Consider the following 18,761-nt stretch of genomic DNA (forward strand, 5'->3'; position numbering starts at 1 on the left):
CCATTTCGAATGCGCATCCATCCGAGGGCTTCCGCCTCCGCCGTCCTCTCGCTGCTCTCGCTCGTGGTCCTGGGGGCATGCGGGGAGGACAGTTCGCTTCCGCTCGACAAGCCCGAGCCGGCGCCCTTCCAGCCGGTCCAGGTCCCGGCCATCACCGCCCTGGCACCCGTCTCAGCCTTCGCGGACCAGGCGGGCGGGGGTGTCTTCGCCACCGCCTCGCGCGAGCTCGTCCGGCTGCGGCTGGACGGCACGTACGGGGCGCTGGAGCCGCACCCGGACAATGAGGTGGCGGCGGGCGGCACCCTCGGCGTCTTCCGGCTGGGGCCTCACAGCGCCCTGGTGGAGACGCAGAACGGGCTCTTCATGGCGGAGTCGGGGTGGCTCATCGCGCCGCCCTGGCGGGACGCGCTGGGGCAGGGCGTCATCGCCACCGCGCAGTCCGCGGACGGCGCGGTGTGGCTGGCGCACACGCGCGGCCTGTTCCGCCTGCAGGAAGGCACGCTGGCGGAGCTGAAGGTGGACGGCGCGTCGGTGAAGGCCATCACCTCGCTGGCGGCGGCGCCCTCACCGGAGAACCTGCCCGGCGTGTGGTTCCTGCACGACGGCGGGCTGAGCGTCGCGGTGGCCCTCAGCACCACCCACTACCGGGTGCACACCACGAGCGCGCCCCTGGCCGAAGGCGAGTCGCTGCAAGCGCTGGCCGGAATCGGGCCCGCGGTGGGCACCTCTGGTGAGCTGTGGGCGCTCACCAACCAGGGCCTGCTGCGCCGGGGCAGGGACGGCTGGCGCCGCGTGGAGCTGCCGCAGCAGCCGCAGAAGTTGATCGCCTCGGGCCGCTTCCTGTGGGCGAAGACGGGCGGCTCGTTGCTCCAGTACGACGCGGACGCGAACGTCTGGCGCGCGGCCACGGACGTCGGCGCCGGGGACTTCCATTTCCTCGCCGCGGATGAAAGCGGCAGTGTGTGGGTGCAGCAGGGCGGGGTGTCCGCCGCGCTGAGCCACGTGCTGGTGCCGCGCCTCCGGGGGCTCTACCAGGGCATGCAGTTGGTGAACGACGGCCTGGTGGTGCGCGCGGTGATGCCGCCGGGCGGAGCGCCCGAGCGCGTCGTCTACAAGCTGGGCAACTCGGAGATTCCCACGGAGGGGCCGGACTACAGCCTGGGCGGCCTGGAGGCCGACGGGACGCACCGCGCCTACTCCTTCGCGTCGCTGGAGGCCGGCCGCTACGTCCTGTCGGTGGTGGCGCGCTACTCGGATGGTTCGGAGGCGCAGCGCTCGGTGCCGTTCGACTACGCGCCCCTGGCGTCGGGTCCGCTGAGCTGGGACAAGGACATCCGCCCCATCCACGAGGCGCGGTGCCGCAACTGCCACAACAACGCCAGCGCGGCGCGCTCGCTCGACAGCTATGAGCTGTGGCGGGCCAACGCGCCCATCATCACCGCCGCTGTGAGAGACCAGCGGATGCCCGCCGACGGTCCCATGGACCCCGAGCTCATCTCCCGCATCCAGCGCTGGGCCTCCTCTGGCGCCAGGCCCTGAAGCAACGCGCAGTCTCCCCCGAGGTACCTGACATGACCCGACTGACCCGCGCGGCCCCCCTCCTCGCGCTCCTCGCCGCGGCCTGCTCGGATGAGCCCGCGCCCGCGCGCGTGGCGCAGCCTCACCAGACGGACCAGTGCACGGGGCTGGCCGCGCTGACGCTCACCGCGCAGCCCGCGCGCGTGCGTGTGTCGAGCCCCGTGGCCCTGGTGGCCACCGGTGGCAGCGGCCATTACACCTACCTGCTGGAGCCGGGAGGCTCCTCGGGTGCGCTGGTGGGCAGCCGCTTCCTGGCGGGGCGCACGCCGGGCACGGACACGCTGGTGGTGGAGGACGCGCGCTGTCCGGGCGTGAGCGCCACCACGCAGGTCAACGTGGCGGCGACGTTCAACGTCGCGCCTGTCCGCGCGGAGCTGAGGCCGGGCACCTCCTTCCAGGTGGCGACGGACGGCGTGCTGGGCTCGGCCATGTACCTGCTGTCGGCCGACGGCTCCGGCGCCACGCTGTCACCTGGTGGCCTCTACACGGCCGGCACGCGTGAGGGCCTGGACGTCATCACCGTGCGCGACACCCAGTCGGGGGACGAGGCGGTGCTCCAGTACGAGGTCCGCACCAATGCCCGGCTGACCGGAGCGCCGGCCTTCCTCGCCGTGCCCTCGGGTTCGTCCGTGCCGCTGGCCACGCGCGGTGGCAGTGACCGGGTGAACTGGACGAAGGAGTCCGGCCCCGGGACGCTGGCGGGCGGCCGGCTGAACGTCGAGCCCGGCGCCATCGGCGTGGCGGTGCTCAACGCGGCAGACCCCTTCACCGGGGACACGGCGCGGGTGTCGGTGCGCGTGCTGGACGAGCTGACGCGGCCGGGACTGCCGCACGGCCGTCTGTCCGACGTGGCCACCCTGGTGACGGCGGACTTCGACGGTGACGGCCACCTGGACCTGGCGGTGGGGCAGCGCGAGAGCGACCTGGACCAGCCGTCGGGCGGCGCCGTGTTCATCTTCAAGGGCGGCAGCGGCGGCCTGCCGGCGGAGCCCACGTGGGTGCTCACCGGCACCACGGAGACGGCGCAGTTCGGTGACGCGCTGGCTGCGGGCGACCTGGATGGGGACGGGCGCGCGGAGCTGCTGGTGTCCTCGCCGGGCGCGGACGTGGCCGTCACCAACGCCGGCGCGGTGTACCTCTACACCTTCCGAAGTGGGGCGCCGGCGCCGCTGCGTCAGCAGCTCACCGGCCTGCTCCGCAACGCGGCGTTCGGCTCGGGCATGGCCATCGCGGACTTCGAGGGCGACGGCGACCTGGACGTGGTGGTGGGCTCACCGCTGGGCGACCTGGCCCCCACCAACGCCATCCGCAACCGCGGCACGGTGGACATCTACGCGTCGACGCGGAGCTCGCCGGTGCCGGACCTGCCGACGGTGCGGCTGGGCGGCTGGGATTTGACGCAGGACGGCGCCCTGGTGTCGCGCAGCAACACCGAGTTGGGCCGCGCGCTGGTGACGGGCGACCTCAACGGGGACGGCCTGGTGGACCTGGCGGCGCTGAGCCGGGTGTCCCGGTACAACGCGTCCGGAGCGGTGTCGGGCGCGCAGATGGCCATCTCCGTCTTCCTGGCACGCGCGGAAGGCGCGCGCTTCCGGGCCTCGCCGGACGTGTACGTGCTGCCGGCCAACACGGCGGACAGCAACGAGGGCACGTGGCGGCTGGGCGTCATCCCCGCCGAGGGCACGCGGCCGCCGCTGCTGCTGGCGGTGGCGGACCGGGCGGACTCGCCGGACCTGCGCTCGAGCGGAGGACTGCAGTCCGGCAGTGATTCGGGCGGTGCGCTGCTGTTCGATTTGACGGGCTACTCCGCCACGGGCGAGCCCGCCAACCGGCCGCCCCAGGTGGCGCGCGAGGCGGCCTTCGCCCGCATCTACGGCGAGGCCAGCGGCATCAACGCGGGTCGGAGCTGGGCGGTGATGGACGTCGATGGCGAGCCGGGCCTGGAGCTCCTCCTGGGCGCGCCCTATTCATCCGCGCCTTCGGGCGTGGGGACCGGCACGCTGCGCTGGAGCGGCAAGATTCTTGTCTATCCCCTGTCCACGCTCACGCAGGGCAGCGTCCTCAACCGGCCGCTGACGGTCATCAACGGGACGGCGGTGTCGGACACGCTGGGCTCGGGCCTGGCGACCTGGGGCCCCGCGGCGAACCCGTCACTGGTGGCCTTCGCGGGCCGGTCCTCGTCGGAGCAGGGGGCCTTCACCGGCAGCGTGGAGCTGTACCACCGACAGGGCGCGTCGGTGACGGAGTGGACGCGCACCAGCGTCCGGGTGCCGGCGAAGCCGAGCGTGGAGCGCTTCGGTGAGGCGGTGGCGATTGCTCAAGGCCCGCAGGGCCGTCCGCTGGTGCTCACGGGAGCGCCGGGCTGGTCCGGCCCTGGCACCAGCAATGACGGCAACGCCCTGGCCATTGGCCGTGCCTACGTGCACGACGTGACGGCGCCCACGCAGGCCACCGTGGTGGAGGAGGGCCTGCCCTCGCCGCACCAGGCGGGCCGCAACGTGGGCGTGGACGTGGCCTTCTCCGACTTCAACGGCGACGGGCGTCCCGACCTGGTGGTGGGCGCGTCCAACTTCTACGTGCCGGGCACGGGCACCACGGCCTCGAACAACGAGCTCAACAACACGTACACGTCGGTGCCCGCCGCGTGTGTCACCAGTGGCACCCAGTCGGTGGGCGGCGCGCTGGTCTCGCTGGGGCAGGCGGATGGGAGCTTCAAGCCGGCATACCGGCTGTTCGCGACGAACGTCATCGCGGACTGCACGTTGGAGCCGGAGGCCCTCTGCCGGCGCACCGGTATCGGGCGCGGCGTGGTGGGCGGGTTCGATTTGAACGGCGATGGCCGTGGGGACGTGGGCCTGCTGCGCAACGACGGCATGGAGGTGTTCCTGGGCCGCGCGCCCGAGGACGCGTCGCTGGCGAAGCTGAGCATGGTGTGTGAGTCCGTCTACACGATGCCGTCCATGGACATTCAAACGTCCGCGCCGACGTCGCTGGGAGACCTCAACGGCGACGGCTGTGACGAGCTGGCCTGGCGCTACGCGGAAGGGGCGCGGTCAGGCGTGGCCATCCTGCTGGGCTTCGACGCGGGCGGCACGCGCTGCGGCGGGCGCAGGACGGCCACCGTGTGGCGCATCGCCGGTGACAGCGAGGTGCAGCTCACCAACATGGGCCTGGGCCTGAGCATGACGCGAGCGGGCCGGTTCCTGGGCGACACGCGCGACTTCGTGGCCATCAGCGCCACCAGCGTGCCCTTCAACGGCGTGACGCAGCCGGTGGTGCTGCTCTTCGACAAGACGGTGCTGGTGAACAAGATGCAGGCGCTCCAGTCCGCGGGCTCTCCGCTGGTGGTGGGCGCGCTGGGCGACGGACTCAACCCCGTTGTCCTGGTCCACCGCCACCGCGCGGTGAACTTCGGCTCGCGGCTGGTGGGCGGCACGGACCTCACGGGCGACAACATCCCCGACCTGCTGGTGAGCGCGCCGGGCGCCTCCGAGGCGTCCGACGGCGGTGGCGCGGTGTTTCTCTATGCTGGCGGGGTTGGCCAGCAGGGCGCGCTTTCACCGTTCCTCATGGTGGTGGGAGATGGCTCGGAGCGCTCGGCGCTGGGGCAGGCGATGTCGATGATGCCGGGCAGTGGCAGCTCGCCGCCCATGCTCGTCATCGGTGCGCCGCGCAGCTACCGGACGGGAACGCAGAACGGCACGGCCTTCGTGTTGCCGCTCGGCTTCTGACGGTACGCACCGGGAGGCTGTTGGGTCCACGCTGGGGCCGGGGCTATCCTGGCGCCTGTCTCAGCGTGGGAGGCCCATGAGCCTGAACCGGGAGTGGCGTCACGGCGAGCAGCAAGCGTGGTTCGAGGCGCCGGACATCCTCTGGGCGCGCTTCCGGGGCGCCATCACCCTGGAGACGTCGGTCTGGTCGTGTGGCGTGTACCGGGAGATGGCGGACGCGCAGCGCTTCTACCTGGCCGCGGACATCACCGACTCGCACCTCAGTCCGGAGTCACGCCGCTACCTGGTGGACCACGCGAAGGCGGGCTGGTTCCTGGGCGTCGTCTACATCGGCGCGGCGATGGAGCAGAAGGCCACCACCAAGAGCCTCATGGTGGGCGCCATGCTGAGCGGCGGGACGCGGCTCGACACGGCCTACGTGGACTCGGTCGAGGAGGCGCGGGCGTGGATTGCGCAACACCGCGAGGCGGCGGCGCGGACGGGCTGAGCACGGTGGGCGGTCCGGTGGGGTGACGGGCGTGCTGCGCACGGCGGGGCGCATGCACATCGTCTGTGGCCAGGAGGGTGCATGGGGGCCGAAGCCCTGGGTTGGTTCAGTTCATTCGTCCTGCTGTTGACCATTGCTGTCCAGGTGCACAAGCAGTGGAGGTCAGGCTCGAGCGAGGGTGTGTCCAAGTGGCTCTTCGTGGGGCAGATGACGGCCTCCGTGGGGTTCACGCTCTACAGTTGGAAGGTCGGCAACTGGGTCTTCGTGGTGACGAACGCGCTGATGCTGTTGAGCGCGGTGCTGGGGGCCGTGATTGTCCTCAAGCACCGCCGGGCCGCGCGAAGGAAGCACGCCACCCAGCACCGCGCGCCCTCTGACGCCGTGCACGCCTGAGGACCTGGGACCTGGCTGTCCGCCTGCCCCAGGGGCGGGCAGGCAGCGCGTCCAGGAGGTGGGTTGGTTTGCGGGAACAGCCTTCTCACATTGCCAGAGCCCCTTAGCGCAGGAGTTCGACATGGCCGACAAATCGGAAGTGGCCCGGCTGCGCAGCCTGGCCCAGCTCGACGCGGATGCCGTGGGTGCCTACGACGCGGCCCTGGCCCGGATTCCGGAACCGTTGGTCCGCGAGCGGCTCAATGGATTCCGAATCGACCACGTCCGGCACGTACAGGACTTGAACGCCCTCATCCACGAGGCGGGGGGGACGCCGCTGGAGCTGCGCCTGGACCTCAAGGGAACGGCGATGGTGGGCCTGACGGCGATGTCCAGCATGATGGGCACCGAGGCCGCGCTGGTGGCCATGCTTGGCAACGAGGAGTTCTCCAACCGCGCCTACGACGTCGCCCTGCGCTTCGACTGGCGCCCCGAGGTCCGGGCGCTGATCGAAAAGCACCGGGAGGACGAGCGGCGCCACGTGATGTGGATTCGCGAAGCCGTCCGGACGCGTCCCTGGGAGCGGGCACGCGCTACCTCCGAGGAAGGCTCCGAAGCCCCCGCCTGAGCCGCCCTGCCGGGCCGATATGCCGGGGCCCGGTCCTCGTTTACGCTCCCGCTGGGGCTTGACGAGGAGACGGGACAAATGCGCTCGGTGGTCTACGCGGCGGTTGTGTTGGCGGGCCTGATGACGGGCTGTGCCCATCAGGGCAGCACCTATAGCGACCTCTTCATCCCAGATGGGGAGGCCATCTACGAACGGCCGGTGGAGGAGATGTGGCCGGAGGTGCGCCAGTACTTCACCGAAGCCAACCTGCCCTTCCGCGAGGACCGGGGCAGCATGGTGCTGGAGACGGACTGGCGCCAGGAGTTCGGTGGCTCGAAGGTGTCCGGCTTCTTCCACCGCTACATGGTGATGGGCAAGCGCGAGTCTCCCACCCAGAGCAAGCTGTGGATCATCCGCATCACCAAGAGCCGCAACAAGGCGCTGGCCCCGCCCGGCCGTGAGCTGGACTGGGGTGTGTCCCGGGCCGCCGGCAACGCGGGGGGCGACGCCGCTGTTCCGGGGCTCTCTCCCGAAGACTTCGAGGAGTACCTGGACGCGCCGGTGGGGGAGAACTCCTTCTTCGCGGAGTCGGGACAGGGCTCTCGCGACCTCGTCATGGAGTGGCGGGTGTTCCGCTCCATCTCCCCCAAGTTGATGAAGGAGGAGAACGCGCCCAAGCCGGTGAAGGTGGCGATGGCGCCCAACGCGCAGGGGGGCGCGGCGGCCACGGACTTCGAATGCGGCCTGCCGATTCTGGGCCTGGGCAAGCAGGTGAAGCCGGGCGCGGTGCTGCTGCTGGGGGAGATGCACGGCACGCAGGAAGTGCCGCGCTTCATCGCGCAGGCGTCCTGCCAGGCGGCGGTGGCCGGTACGCCGGTGACGGTGGGACTGGAGCTGCCGCTGGAGAGCCAGACGCGGGTGGACACCTTCCTGGACAGCGCGGGGACGGAAGATGACTGGCTGAAGCTGATGGAGGCGCCCTTCTGGCGCAGCCCGTATCCGGATGGCCGCAGCAGCGAGGCGGTGGCGAACATGTTGGAGCAGCTGCGTCAGCTGCGCTCGCGCGGACTGGACGTGGACATCTTCGTCTTCGACCACCCGAAGGCCCAGGGGCAGGCGCGCGAGGACGCGATGGCGGCCACGGTCCGGCACCAGGTGGAGTCGGGCCCGGGGCGCTTCCACGTCATCCTGTCGGGCAACATCCACTCGCGCACGAAGAAGGGCCTGCCGTGGGACAAGTCGTTCAAGCCCATGGGGCTGCTGCTGAAGGACGAACTCGACAGCGTGGTGGCGCTGGACATGGCGTACAACAGCGGGTCGGCGTGGATTTGCGCGGTGGACAGCAAGGGCGTGAAGGACCGGCTGGCCTGCGGCATCCGCGAGGCGAAGGGCCGGGACAACGGCGACCGCTTCTTCCTGCACACGTGGGGGGGCACCAATGGCGACGGCTACCACGGTGTCTTCTACGTGGGGCCGGTGAGCGCGTCGGCGCCGGCGGCGCACAAGGGGCTGGGACGTCCGGGTGGGGGAGACAACTCGGGTGTTCCGACGGAAGACCGGACTCCGACGCTCGCGTTCCACTGACGTCTGGCATCTCACGGGGCGCGTTGCGGCTGCTGCGCGCCCCGTGGCGCTGGCGTAAGTTGCCGGCGTGAGCGACATCACCGTCTATCAGCCGGAGCTCCTCTACACGGGCGGCCGGTTCCACGAAGGGCGCGGCCTCGCGGTGAGCGCCGACGGCCGCATCCTGGCCCCGGAATCCGTACCCGCGGGCGCGCGCACCGTCGCGCTGCCGGGAAGGGCCTTGTTGCCGGGGCTCGTCAACGGACACTCCCACGCGTTCCAGCGGCTCATCCGCGGGCGTACGGAGTACGTGGCATCGGGCCGGGAGGCGGACGACTTCTGGAGCTGGCGCGAGGCGATGTACCGCGCCGCCGAGTCGCTGAGTCCCGAGGACCTCTACGTCGCATCGCGGCAGGCCTTCGTGGAGATGGCGCTCGCGGGCATCACCACCGTGGGGGAGTTCCACTACGTCCATCACCAGGCCGACGGGACGCCGTACGCGGACCGCAACACGTTGGCGCACGCGGTGATTCGCGCCGCGCGGGACGTGGGGCTGCGCATCTGTCTGCTGCGCGTGGGGTACGCCCGTGCGGGCTTCGGCGTGGCGGCGAATCCGCGGCAGCGCCGCTTCATCGACCCGGACGTGGAGACGTTCCTGGGGTCGGCGGAGGCGCTGGCCCGGGAGATGTGCTCCGACGCGGCGGTCAGCGTGGGGCTCGCGCCGCACAGCGTGCGCGCGGTGACTCGGGAGTGGCTGGCGGCGCTCGCGGGTTCGTCCGTGCGGAGCCTGCCTGTCCACATGCACGTGGCGGAGCAGCCGAAGGAAATCGAGGCGTGTCTGGCGGAGCATGGCCGCAGGCCGGTGGAGTTGCTGGCGGACCTGGGCCTGCTGGGGCCCGGCTTCACGGCGGTTCATGGGGTGCACCTGACGGACGACGAGGTGTCGCTGCTGGGCCGGGCCGAGGCCACGGTGTGCGCGTGTCCTTCCACGGAGCGGAACCTGGGCGACGGCATCGTTCCCGCGGATGCGCTGGTGAAGGCGGGCGCGCGCATCAGCCTGGGCTCGGACAGCCAGGCCACGGTGGACCTGCTGGATGAGGCGCGACAACTGGAAGGGCACCTGCGGCTGGCTCGGCTGCGGCGCGCCGTGCTGGACCCGGGCGGGGGCGCCATGGATGGGCTGGCGGCGCGGCTGCTGGACATGGCCACCGTGGACGGCGCGCGGAGCCTGGGGCTCGTCACTGGCGCCCTGGAGGCGGGCGCGCCCGCGGACTTCTTCACGGTGGACCTGCACCATCCGTCGCTCGTGGGCGCCTTGCCCGCATCGCTGTTGCCCGCCATCGTGTTGGGCGCGGAGAAGGCGGCGGTGCGCGATGTGGTGGTGGGCGGACGCGAGGTCGTCCGTGAAGGCCGGCATGCGCTCGCGGAGGAGAGTGGCCGCGCGTTCCAGGTGTTGTCTCGCGCGCTGTACGCCTGAGCGGCAGTCCTCCTCCGATATGGCATTGGGGCGCGGCGCGTTCACCCCCGGGAGTTCATTCCCGGAGGGGCCGATGCGCGCGAAGTGGTTCGCGGTGGTGACGTTGATGTGCTTCCAGGTGGGCTGCGCGGCCCGGCAGGGAAGCACCTACAGTGACTTGTTCATCCCGGATGGCGAGGCCATCTACGAGCGGCCCCTGGAAGAAGTCTGGCCCGAGGTGCGGCAGTTCTTCACGGAGAACAAGCTGCCCTTCAAGGAGGACAAGGGGAGCCTGGTGCTGGAGACGGACTGGCGCCAGGAGTTCGGCGGTTCGAAGATTTCGAGCTTCTGGCACCGGTACATGGTGCTGGGAAAGCGCGAGACGCCGACGAAGAGCAAGCTGTGGATCATCCGCATCACCAAGAGCTCCAGCACCGCGTTGAGTCCTCCGGGTCGGGAGATTGATTGGGGGCCGGGCCGTGGCCTCACAAGAGGGGGTCTCTCCGAACGGCAAGCGACCGCGGGGACAAACAGTCTGTTGGAGTCGACAGGGGGGGGAACGGTGGACCCCATGCTCAGCGTGGAGGACTGGGAGGCCCGCCTCGCCGCGCCCCAGGGAGAGAACTCCTTCTACGCGGGTTCGGGTCAGGGCTCGCGGGACCTCGTCATGGAGTGGCGGGTGTTCCGCTCCATCGCGCCCAAGCTGATGAAGGAAGAGAACGCGCCCAAGCCGGTGCAGGTGGCGACGACGTCCAGTGCGAACGCAGGCGCGGTGGCCATGGCCTTTGAATGTGGCCTGCCCATCCTGGGGTTGGGCGAGCAGGTAAAGCCGGGTGGGGCGCTGCTGCTGGGGGAGATGCACGGTACACAGGAGGTGCCGCGTTTCGTGGCGCAGGCGTCGTGCCAGGCGGCGGTGGCCGGTATGCCGGTGACTGTGGGGCTGGAGCTGCCGCTGGAGAGCCAGACGCGCGTGGGGGCGTTCCTGGAGAGCGCAGGGGCGGAGGATGACTGGCTGAAGCTGATGGAGGCGCCGTTCTGGCGCAGCCCGTACCCGGACGGCCGCAGCAGCGAGGCGGTGGCGAACATGCTGGAGCAACTGCGCCAGCTGCGCTCGCGCGGGCTGGATGTGGATGTGTTCGTCTTCGACCACCCGACGATGCAGGGGCAGGCGAGGGAGAATGCGATGGCGGCGACGGTTCGGCACCACGTGGAGTCGGGCCCGGGGCGCTTCCACATCGTCCTGTCCGGCAACATCCACACGCGCACGAAGAAGGGGCTGCCGTGGGACAAGTCCTTCAAGCCGATGGGACTGTTGCTGAAGGACGAACTCGACAGCGTGGTGGCGCTGGACATGGCCTACGCCAGTGGCTCGGCGTGGATTTGCGCGGTGGACCGCAAGGGCGCGAAGGACCGGCTGGATTGCGGCGTGCGTGACGCGAAGGGGCGGGACAACGGAGACCGCTTCTTCGTGCACACGTGGGGCGGAACGAACGATGACGGCTACCACGGTGTCTTCTACGTGGGTGCGGTGAACGCGGCGGCGCCCGCGGTGCACAAGGGCCTGGGACGGCCTGGGGCGGGGGATAACTCGCTGTCTCCGCTGGAGGAGGCCGAGCCCCAGGTGGCGTCCGTTCGCTGAGTCGACATGGGGGAGGGAAGGGCCTTCCGGGGGCTGGCGTGCCGTGGCATGACCCGTCCCCGGAGGTCTTACCCATGAGTGACACGCTGCCCGCGCTGCGGGCCAACCTGACGGAGTTGGTGGCGATGGACACCACGTCCTTCCGTCCCAACGCTCCGCTCATCGACTATGCGCAGGCGCGCCTGGAGGCCGCGGGCTTCAGCGCGGAGCGCCAGAAGTTCCTGGACGACGCGGGCGTGGAGAAGGTGAACCTCGTCGCGGTGAAGGGCGGTTCCGGCTCCGGCCGCGCCGCGCTGGCCCTGGTGGGGCACTCCGACTGCGTGCCGTTTGACGCGGCCTGGACGGACGCGCTGCGGCTGACGGAGAAGGACGGGCGGCTCTACGCACGCGGCGCGTGTGACACCAAGGGCTTCATCGCCTGCGCGCTGCACGCGGCGCTGAACGCCGAGCAGTTGAAGGCCCCGCTGATGGTGGTCCTCACCGCGGACGAGGAAGTCGGTCTGACGGGCGCGAAGAAGCTGGTGGAGGCGGGACTGGGCCGCGCGCGGCACGCGATTGTCGGCGAGCCCACGCGCCTCATTCCGGTGCGCGCCAACAAGGGCTACTGCCTGGCGGAGGTGGAGGTGCGGGGGAAGGAAGGGCACAGCGCGTACCCGGACTCGGGCGCGTCGGCCATCTTCCGCGCGGGCCGCTTCCTCCAGCGCCTGGAGCACCTGGCGCTGACGGTGCTGCGCGAGGACCTCGACGAGGGCTTCCAGCCGCCCTTCACCACCGTGAACGTGGGCGTCATCCAGGGCGGCAAGGCGAAGAACGTCATCCCCGGTGCCTGCCGCTTCGTCGTGGAGTGGCGGCCCATTCCCGGGCAGCCGCCGGAGCGTGTGTCGCAGTTGCTGGAGACCATCCGCCAGGAGTTGGTGCGGGATGAGCCCGCCTTCGAGGCGCAGATTCGCGTGGTGCGCACGGACCGGGGTGTGAATACGCGGGCGGACGCGGAGGTAGTGCGCTTCCTCGCGGAGGCCAGCGGCAACGCGCCGGAGACGGTGTCCTTCGGGACGGAGGCGCCGCAGATGACGGAGCTGGGCGCGGAGGCGGTGGTGTTCGGCCCCGGCGACATCCGCGTGGCGCACCAGACGGGCGAATACGTGCCCGTGGAAGACCTGGTGCGCTGCGAGGCCGTCCTGGCTCGCGCCGTGGCCCACTTCTGTGGCGGGCGCTGAGCCTGAGTGACTGCGCTTGGGCGGAAGCACACGCCTCAGCGCACGGCCTCGGCGGCGGAACGGCCGCCGAGGTCAGCGCCTACGCCTGCGGCAGTGCGCAGTGGCTCAAATCCCTCAGCACCTTCTTGGCCTCGGCGATGAGGTCATGGCCACTGGCGCCCTGTGGCGCGCGGGCGATGAGCTTCATGTCTGGCGTGAGGCGGTAGACGCCCTTGGAGCGCTGAACCAGCCCCGCCACCTTGGGGCCATCCAGCAGCGCGTCCGCGCCTAGCGTCACCACCAGCCGGGTGGTGCCCACCTCCAGCCCGCGCAGGCGCAGGTCGCGCATGTCGATTTTCAGCAGCGTCAGCTCGGACAGGTGGTCCACCTCGTCCGGGGCTTCGCCGTACCGGTCCACCAGCTCGGCGCGCAGGTCCGTGACTTCGTCCGGGTGGCTGGCCTGGCTGAAGCGCTTGTAGAAGACGAGCCGCTGGTGGACGTCGCTGACGTAGTCGTCCGGGATGAGCGCCGGCATGGGCAGCGTGACGTCCGGCTCGATCTGCACCTTGGGCGGCTGGCCCTGCATCTCCGCGACGGCTTCCTCCAGGAGCTGCGCGTACATGTCGAAGCCAATCTCGGCGATCGCGCCCGACTGCTTGTCGCCCAGCAGGTTGCCCGCGCCGCGAATCTCCAGGTCATGACTGGCGATGGAGAAGCCCGCGCCCAGCTCGGTGAAGTTCTGGAGCACCTCCAGGCGCCGTTGCGCGTCCTTCGTCACCGCGCGCCGCGACGGCACCAGCAGGTACGCATACGCGCGCTCCTTGGAGCGGCCAACGCGGCCACGGAGTTGATAGAGCTGCGCCAGGCCGAACTGGTCCGCCCGGTTCACAATCATCGTGTTGGCGCTGGAGATGTCGATGCCACTCTCGATGATGCTGGTGCACAGCAGCACCTGGTACTTCTTCTCCGTGAAGGCGAGCATCACCTTCTCCAGCTGCCCTTCGCCCATCTGCCCGTGGGCCACGCCGATGCTGACCTGGGGAACCAGCGCGCGCAGCTGCGTCTCGATGGAGGGCAGCGACTCCACGCGGTTGTGGACGAAGAACACCTGTCCGCCGCGCGCCACCTCGCGCTCAATCGCCTCCTTCACCACCGTGTCCTCGTACTTCATCACGAAGGTGCGGATGGCCCGGCGGTCCTGCGGCGGCGTGGCGATGATGCTCATGTCGCGCACGCCCGACATGCTCATGTGCAGCGTGCGGGGAATGGGCGTGGCCGTCAGCGTGAGCACGTCAATCTGGGAGCGCCACTTCTTCAGCGACTCCTTCTGCTTCACGCCGAAGCGCTGCTCCTCGTCGACAATCATCAGGCCCAGTTCCTTGAAGGCCACCTCGCCGCCCAGCAGCTTGTGCGTGCCGATGAGGATGTCGACCTTGCCCTCCTTGGCGCGCTTGAGGATTTCCCGCACCTCCGGTGCCTTCTTCATCCCGGAGATGACCTCCACCGTGACGGGGTAGTCCGCGAAGCGCCTCTTGAAGGAGAGGAAGTGCTGCTGCGCCAGCACGGTGGTGGGCACCAGCACCGCCACCTGCTTGCGGTCCAGCGCGGCCTTGAAGGCGGCCCGCATGGCCACCTCCGTCTTGCCGTAGCCGACGTCGCCGCAGACGAGCCGGTCCATGGGCTCCGGCTTCTGCATGTCCGCCAGCACGTCCTCAATCGCCTTGGCCTGGTCCGGCGTCTCCTCGAACTCGAAGTCCGCTTCGAACTGGGCGAAGTACCGGTCCGGCGCGCTGAAGGCATGGCCGGGGTGCGCCTTGCGCGCGGCGGCAATCTGGAGGAGCTCCGCCGCCATCTTGAGCAGCTGCTCCTTGACGCGCTTCTTCGTCTTCTCCCAGCTCGTGGTGCCCAGCTTGTCCAGCTGCACCTGGGTGGGGTCGCCGCCGGAGAACTTCTGGATGAGCCGCATGCGGCCCACCGGCAGGTAGATTTTGTCCCGGCCCGCGTACTCCAGGACGAGGAAGTCCCCGGGCACGCCGTTGACCTCCATCTTCGTCAGGCCCGCATAGCGGCCGATACCGAAGTCGGTATGGACGATGAGGTCGCCTTCCTTCAGGTCCCCGAAGCCGGAGCCGAACGCGTCCAGCTTCTTGCTGCGCTTGGGACGCCGGCGCGCGCGCACGCCGAAAATCTCCTCGTCCGCCAGCACCGCGAGCCCGCCCGGCCCATCCACGAAGCCGTGGCTCACCTCGCCCGTGAAGAGGTGCGCGCGGATGGACGGCTCGTACAGCGTCACCGCGTCCTCCAGCGGCTCCGTGTGGACCTTCACCACCACGTTGCGGTCCATCAGCAGCCGCTTCAGCCGGTCCGCCTGGCTCAGCGTGCCGCACGCCACCACGCAGGCCACGCGCAGCTCGCGCCAGCGCTCCAGCCGCTCCACCAGCGGGGACAGCGCGCCCTCTTCACCGTGGTGCGCCAGGATGGCCTCACGCAGGTCCTGGGTGCCGCCGAAGCTGAAGTGCACCGGTGGGCGCTCTGTCTGCGCCAGCGACAGGCCACCGCCTTCCAGCACGCGGAAGGACTGCATCCGCTGGTTCACGTCCTCACGGGAGAGGAAGTGCTCCAGCGGCGGACAGATGAGCTCCTGCCGTGCCTCGGCCGCGGTGTGCGAGCGCTCCAGTTCCTCCCACAGCGTGTCCGCCGCGCGGTCCTGGCCCAGCGGGTCGTCCAGATAGATGACGGGCGCCTCGGGGATCCAGACGCGCAGGAAGTCGAACACCGTGGACAGCCCGCCCTCGAAGAAGCCGGGCAGCAGGCCCTCCATTCCGAAGCCGGGCAGGCCCTCGCGCAGGGCGTCCAACTGCTCGCGCAGCTTGATGGTGGGCAGGTTGATGCGGTCAGCCACCGCGCGGGCGGCGGACTCGGCGCGCGGGCGCGTCTCGTCGGTGAGCAGGACCTCTCGCGCGGGGACCAGGTCCACTTCCTTCAGCGCGTCCACCGTGCGCTGGGATTGCGGGTCGAAGGCGCGGATGGACTCGATGGTGTCGCCGAAGAACTCCAGGCGGACGGGCTTGTCGTAGAGGGGGCTGAAGACATCCAGCAGGTCGCCGCGCACGCTGAACGTGCCCACGTCCTCCACCAAGGGGCTGTTCTGGTAGCCCATGTGCACCAGCCGGCGCGCCAGCGAGTCGCGGTCGAAGTCCTGACCCACGGCCACCCGCGCGGCCAGCGCGCGCATCACCGACAGCGGCAGCACCTTGCGGTGCAGGGCGCGCACGGACAGCACCAGCGCGGGGAAGCGCGTGCCCTGGCCCAGGTGGAAGAGGGCGCCCAGCCGCTCCGTGACGGCGGCCGCGTCGGGAGACACCTCGTCGTAGGGCAGCACCTCGTCCGCGGGCAGCCGCAGCACGCGCGGCGCCAGCAGGCTGCCTTGGCCGCCCAGGAAGAAGGACAGGTCGGCGGCGAGCGCGTCGGCGGCTTCCTCGTCCACCGCCACGCAGACCAGCGGCGCTTTCAGCGCGCCATGCAGGCGGGCGAGCACATGCCCGCGCGCGGCCCCCTTGAGCCCCTGCGTCCGGACGCGCTGCCCCGCCCGAAGTCCGTCAACCACCTGGGCGAAGGGGTCACCCGCCGCGCCGCCGTCCTGCGTCTGTGTAAAGGGAGTGTCCATGAGTGGACCCTGAGGGCCCCGGGGTAATTAGGAGTCTCACCCTGTCAGGTCAACGACGGAGCGCTTCGGCTGTCGAGCGAAACAGGAGAAATCGGAAGCTCTGGTTAGCTCGGGCACTGTTCAGCCACCCCGGGGACCGGTTGGCCCCACCCCCTGCTGCGGGGTTAGGGTGGCTCACAACGGCAGCATCGGGGGCCACGCCGACATGTCATCTGGCCGTGGAATCAACAGGTGCCTGGGCACCGAAGGGGACGAACCTCTTTCCGAGGCGGTGGTCGTCTTGCGGAGCGTGCGCTCCGCGGTCGGCGGCATCGTCGACTTCGAGTGCGTCTCCGCCAACGTGCAGGCGGAGCGCTGGCTCGGTGGAGAAGAGGGCAGCCTGGTGCACAACCGGCTGCTGGAGGAAGCGCCGTGGGCGTGGGACGGCGGCCTCTTCAGTGCGTGTGTCCGCGTGGTGACACGCCGCGCGCCAGAAATCGCGCGGGTGTCCCGGCAGTCGCCCATGGGCACCGTGTGGCTCCAGGCGCGCGTATCACCGTGTGACGACGGCGTGGTGCTCTTCCTGGAGGACCTCACCGAGCGCATGGCCGCGGAAGAAGCCCTGCGGCGCGACCATGACCTGCTGCACGCCGTCATCGAGAGCGCCACCGACGCCATCTACGTGAAGGACGTGTCGGGCCGGTACATCCTCATCAATCCCGCCACCGCGAGCGCCTTCCACCGGGCCCCGCGCGAAATCCTCGGCCGCACGGACGTGGAGTTGCTGGGCGCCGACCGGGCCGCGCCGACGCTGGCGCACGACCGCGAGGTGATGAGCTCCGGGCACACGGCCACGTACGAAGGGGCGGAAGGCGGCCCGGGGACGGACCGCATCTGGCACACGACGAAGGGCGTGCTTCGCCGCGGAGACGGCACTGTGTACGGCCTGTTCGCCATCTGCCGGGACGTCACCGCGCGGCGCCGCCAGGAGCTGGAACGTGAGGAGGAGGCGCGCTTCCAGGAGCGCTTCATCGGCGTGCTGGGCCACGACCTGGGCAATCCACTGGCCGCGGTGCGGCTGTCCTCCGCGGCCCTCCTGGCCCGGGACACGCTGCCCCCGGAGGTCCGGCGCGTGGTGGCCCGCATCGACGGGAGCGCCGAGCGGATGGCGCGGCTGGTGAAACAGCTGCTCGACTTCACGCGCGCCCGCATGGCTGGCGGCATTCCGCTGCGTCCCCATGAGGTGTCCATGGAGGACGTGTGCCGGCGCATCATCTCCGAGCTGGAGCCCGCGCATCCGGAGTGCTGCGTCCGGCTGGAGGTGGACGGCGAGTCACGCGGCATCTGGGACGAGGAGCGCTTGGGACAAGTGCTGTCGAACCTGCTGGGCAACGCGCTTCAACACAGCCCGGAGGGGAGCTCGGTGCGGGTGCGGCTGGCGGCGAAGGACTCGCTCTTCCAGCGCGTGGAGGTCCACAACGGTGGGCCGCCCATCCCCGAGTCGTTGCGCCCGCGGCTCTTCTCGCCGTTCCACGGGGTGCCCCCCGAGCCGGGTCAGCCGAAGCCGAAGCATCAGGGCCTGGGGTTGGGGCTCTACATCGTGTCGCAAATCGTGACCGCGCACGGAGGCTGGCTGGACGTGGCGTCGTCGGCGGACACGGGGACCTGCTTCTCGGTGACGCTGCCTCGCGTCACCCGGCCGCTGGGTGGGCCCCCAGGCAAGACTGCCTGAGGCCCGGCCCGTGGCCTGCTGCTAGCGCTGGCCGAACTTCACGGCGGCCTGCAGGCGGATGACGTCCGTCAGCGCGCCCGGGTCCACCAGCTCCATCGCGGCCTGCTGGGACAGGCCGGCGTAGCGGCGCTTGCGGTACTCCTCCTCGTCCTCCTCACCGCCCTTGCCACCCTTGTCGCCCTTGTCGTCACCGCCGCCCTTGCCGTCATCCGGGCGGAGGGACAGCGACTGCGCCGGAGACACCCCCTTCTCGATGTGCACCGACGAGAGCGCGTCGGCGCGCAGGGAGGTGAACAGGCTGGCCATGGAGAGGCAGAAGACGACGGCAACGGTGAGGTTCTTCATGGGGGGCTCCGTTTCTCTTGAGGGGATGACGCGCGGCTTCGAACGGAAATTCAAGGGGCCGTCGGCGCCTTCATGGTGCGGATGTATCCCACCAGTGCGTCAATCTGCGCTGGGGTAAGCTTGTCCTTGAAGGGCTTCATCTTGCTGTTCCGCGGATCGCCGTCGGCAATCACCTTGCGGATGTCAGCGTCCGTCCGGGACTGCTGCCAGTCGGGCCGGCTCATGTCGCCGATGGACTCCTTCTGGCCCATCTTCGTCTGCGCCTTGCCGTCACCGCCGTGACACACGGTGCACTTCGCCTGCCACACGTCGGCCACGGCGTCCGCGTGGGCGCCGGTGGCTCCACCCAGGCTCAGGACCAGGACCAACCGCTTCATCATTGTCGGGGGCTCCTTGCGGACTGCACGCC

At 70.4% G+C, this 18,761-nt stretch carries 13 protein-coding genes; 10 read left to right on the forward strand and 3 right to left on the reverse strand.

What is annotated here, in order from left to right:
- Positions 1–9: 9 nt before the first annotated feature.
- The 9 genes from OZ403_RS05135 (at position 10) to argE (ending at position 12,650) form a co-directional block, all read left to right on the forward strand.
- Positions 10–1,539, forward strand: a complete 1,530-nt coding sequence (locus OZ403_RS05135; RefSeq protein ID WP_268783619.1) for a hypothetical protein — start codon at positions 10–12, stop codon at positions 1,537–1,539.
- 32 nt (positions 1,540–1,571) lie between these two features.
- Complete coding sequence (locus OZ403_RS05140; RefSeq protein WP_268783620.1) at positions 1,572–5,309, forward strand: FG-GAP-like repeat-containing protein; 3,738 nt, start codon at positions 1,572–1,574, stop codon at positions 5,307–5,309.
- A gap of 76 nt (positions 5,310–5,385) precedes the next feature.
- A complete protein-coding gene (locus OZ403_RS05145) occupies positions 5,386–5,796 on the forward strand; it encodes a hypothetical protein (RefSeq protein ID WP_140787833.1) in 411 nt (136 codons plus the stop codon).
- 81 nt (positions 5,797–5,877) lie between these two features.
- Complete coding sequence (locus tag OZ403_RS05150) at positions 5,878–6,189, forward strand: hypothetical protein (protein ID WP_140787835.1); 312 nt, start codon at positions 5,878–5,880, stop codon at positions 6,187–6,189.
- 121 nt (positions 6,190–6,310) lie between these two features.
- Entirely contained in the window at positions 6,311–6,796 is a 486-nt protein-coding gene (locus OZ403_RS05155) for a ferritin-like domain-containing protein (protein WP_140787837.1), read from the forward strand.
- 78 nt (positions 6,797–6,874) lie between these two features.
- Positions 6,875–8,359 (forward strand): erythromycin esterase family protein, encoded by a 1,485-nt coding sequence (locus OZ403_RS05160; RefSeq protein WP_140797357.1) that lies wholly within the window; start codon positions 6,875–6,877, stop codon positions 8,357–8,359.
- Positions 8,360–8,426: 67 nt separating this feature from the next.
- Positions 8,427–9,815 carry a formimidoylglutamate deiminase gene (hutF, locus tag OZ403_RS05165; protein ID WP_140873381.1) on the forward strand — a complete coding sequence of 463 codons (1,389 nt, stop codon included), beginning with the start codon at positions 8,427–8,429 and terminating at the stop codon, positions 9,813–9,815.
- 73 nt (positions 9,816–9,888) lie between these two features.
- Entirely contained in the window at positions 9,889–11,433 is a 1,545-nt protein-coding gene (locus tag OZ403_RS05170; RefSeq protein ID WP_442929757.1) for a hypothetical protein, read from the forward strand.
- A 74-nt stretch (positions 11,434–11,507) separates the two neighbouring features.
- Positions 11,508–12,650, forward strand: a complete 1,143-nt coding sequence (gene argE, locus OZ403_RS05175) for an acetylornithine deacetylase (RefSeq protein WP_140787843.1) — start codon at positions 11,508–11,510, stop codon at positions 12,648–12,650.
- A gap of 79 nt (positions 12,651–12,729) precedes the next feature.
- Here the strand turns inward: argE and mfd are convergent, their stop codons facing one another.
- Positions 12,730–16,296 carry a transcription-repair coupling factor gene (gene mfd / locus OZ403_RS05180; RefSeq protein WP_268783621.1) on the reverse strand — a complete coding sequence of 1,189 codons (3,567 nt, stop codon included), beginning with the start codon at positions 16,294–16,296 and terminating at the stop codon, positions 12,730–12,732.
- Between the two features lie 271 nt (positions 16,297–16,567).
- Between mfd and OZ403_RS05185 the strand changes: the two genes are divergently transcribed.
- The gene (locus OZ403_RS05185) at positions 16,568–18,007 is read left to right on the forward strand and encodes a sensor histidine kinase (protein ID WP_140853147.1); all 1,440 of its coding nucleotides are present in this window, start codon (positions 16,568–16,570) and stop codon (positions 18,005–18,007) included.
- 21 nt (positions 18,008–18,028) lie between these two features.
- Here the strand turns inward: OZ403_RS05185 and OZ403_RS05190 are convergent, their stop codons facing one another.
- Positions 18,029–18,352, reverse strand: coding sequence for a hypothetical protein (locus OZ403_RS05190; RefSeq protein ID WP_140787849.1), 324 nt, complete (start codon positions 18,350–18,352; stop codon positions 18,029–18,031).
- Between the two features lie 50 nt (positions 18,353–18,402).
- Complete coding sequence (locus OZ403_RS05195) at positions 18,403–18,732, reverse strand: c-type cytochrome (RefSeq protein ID WP_140797363.1); 330 nt, start codon at positions 18,730–18,732, stop codon at positions 18,403–18,405.
- Positions 18,733–18,761: the final 29 nt, after the last annotated feature.

This window comes from Myxococcus sp. NMCA1, from assembly GCF_026810205.1.
GTDB classification, from domain to species: domain Bacteria; phylum Myxococcota; class Myxococcia; order Myxococcales; family Myxococcaceae; genus Myxococcus; species Myxococcus xanthus_A.

Coding starts and splice junctions, on each gene's coding strand:
- OZ403_RS05135 (WP_268783619.1), top strand. CDS start 10: ATGCGCATCCATCCGAGGGCTTCCGCCTCCGCCGTCCTCTCGCTGCTC.
- OZ403_RS05140 (WP_268783620.1), top strand. CDS start 1,572: ATGACCCGACTGACCCGCGCGGCCCCCCTCCTCGCGCTCCTCGCCGCG.
- OZ403_RS05145 (WP_140787833.1), top strand. CDS start 5,386: ATGAGCCTGAACCGGGAGTGGCGTCACGGCGAGCAGCAAGCGTGGTTC.
- OZ403_RS05150 (WP_140787835.1), top strand. CDS start 5,878: ATGGGGGCCGAAGCCCTGGGTTGGTTCAGTTCATTCGTCCTGCTGTTG.
- OZ403_RS05155 (WP_140787837.1), top strand. CDS start 6,311: ATGGCCGACAAATCGGAAGTGGCCCGGCTGCGCAGCCTGGCCCAGCTC.
- OZ403_RS05160 (WP_140797357.1), top strand. CDS start 6,875: ATGCGCTCGGTGGTCTACGCGGCGGTTGTGTTGGCGGGCCTGATGACG.
- OZ403_RS05170 (WP_442929757.1), top strand. CDS start 9,889: ATGCGCGCGAAGTGGTTCGCGGTGGTGACGTTGATGTGCTTCCAGGTG.
- argE (WP_140787843.1), top strand. CDS start 11,508: ATGAGTGACACGCTGCCCGCGCTGCGGGCCAACCTGACGGAGTTGGTG.
- mfd (WP_268783621.1), bottom strand. CDS start 16,296: ATGGACACTCCCTTTACACAGACGCAGGACGGCGGCGCGGCGGGTGAC.
- OZ403_RS05190 (WP_140787849.1), bottom strand. CDS start 18,352: ATGAAGAACCTCACCGTTGCCGTCGTCTTCTGCCTCTCCATGGCCAGC.
- OZ403_RS05195 (WP_140797363.1), bottom strand. CDS start 18,732: ATGATGAAGCGGTTGGTCCTGGTCCTGAGCCTGGGTGGAGCCACCGGC.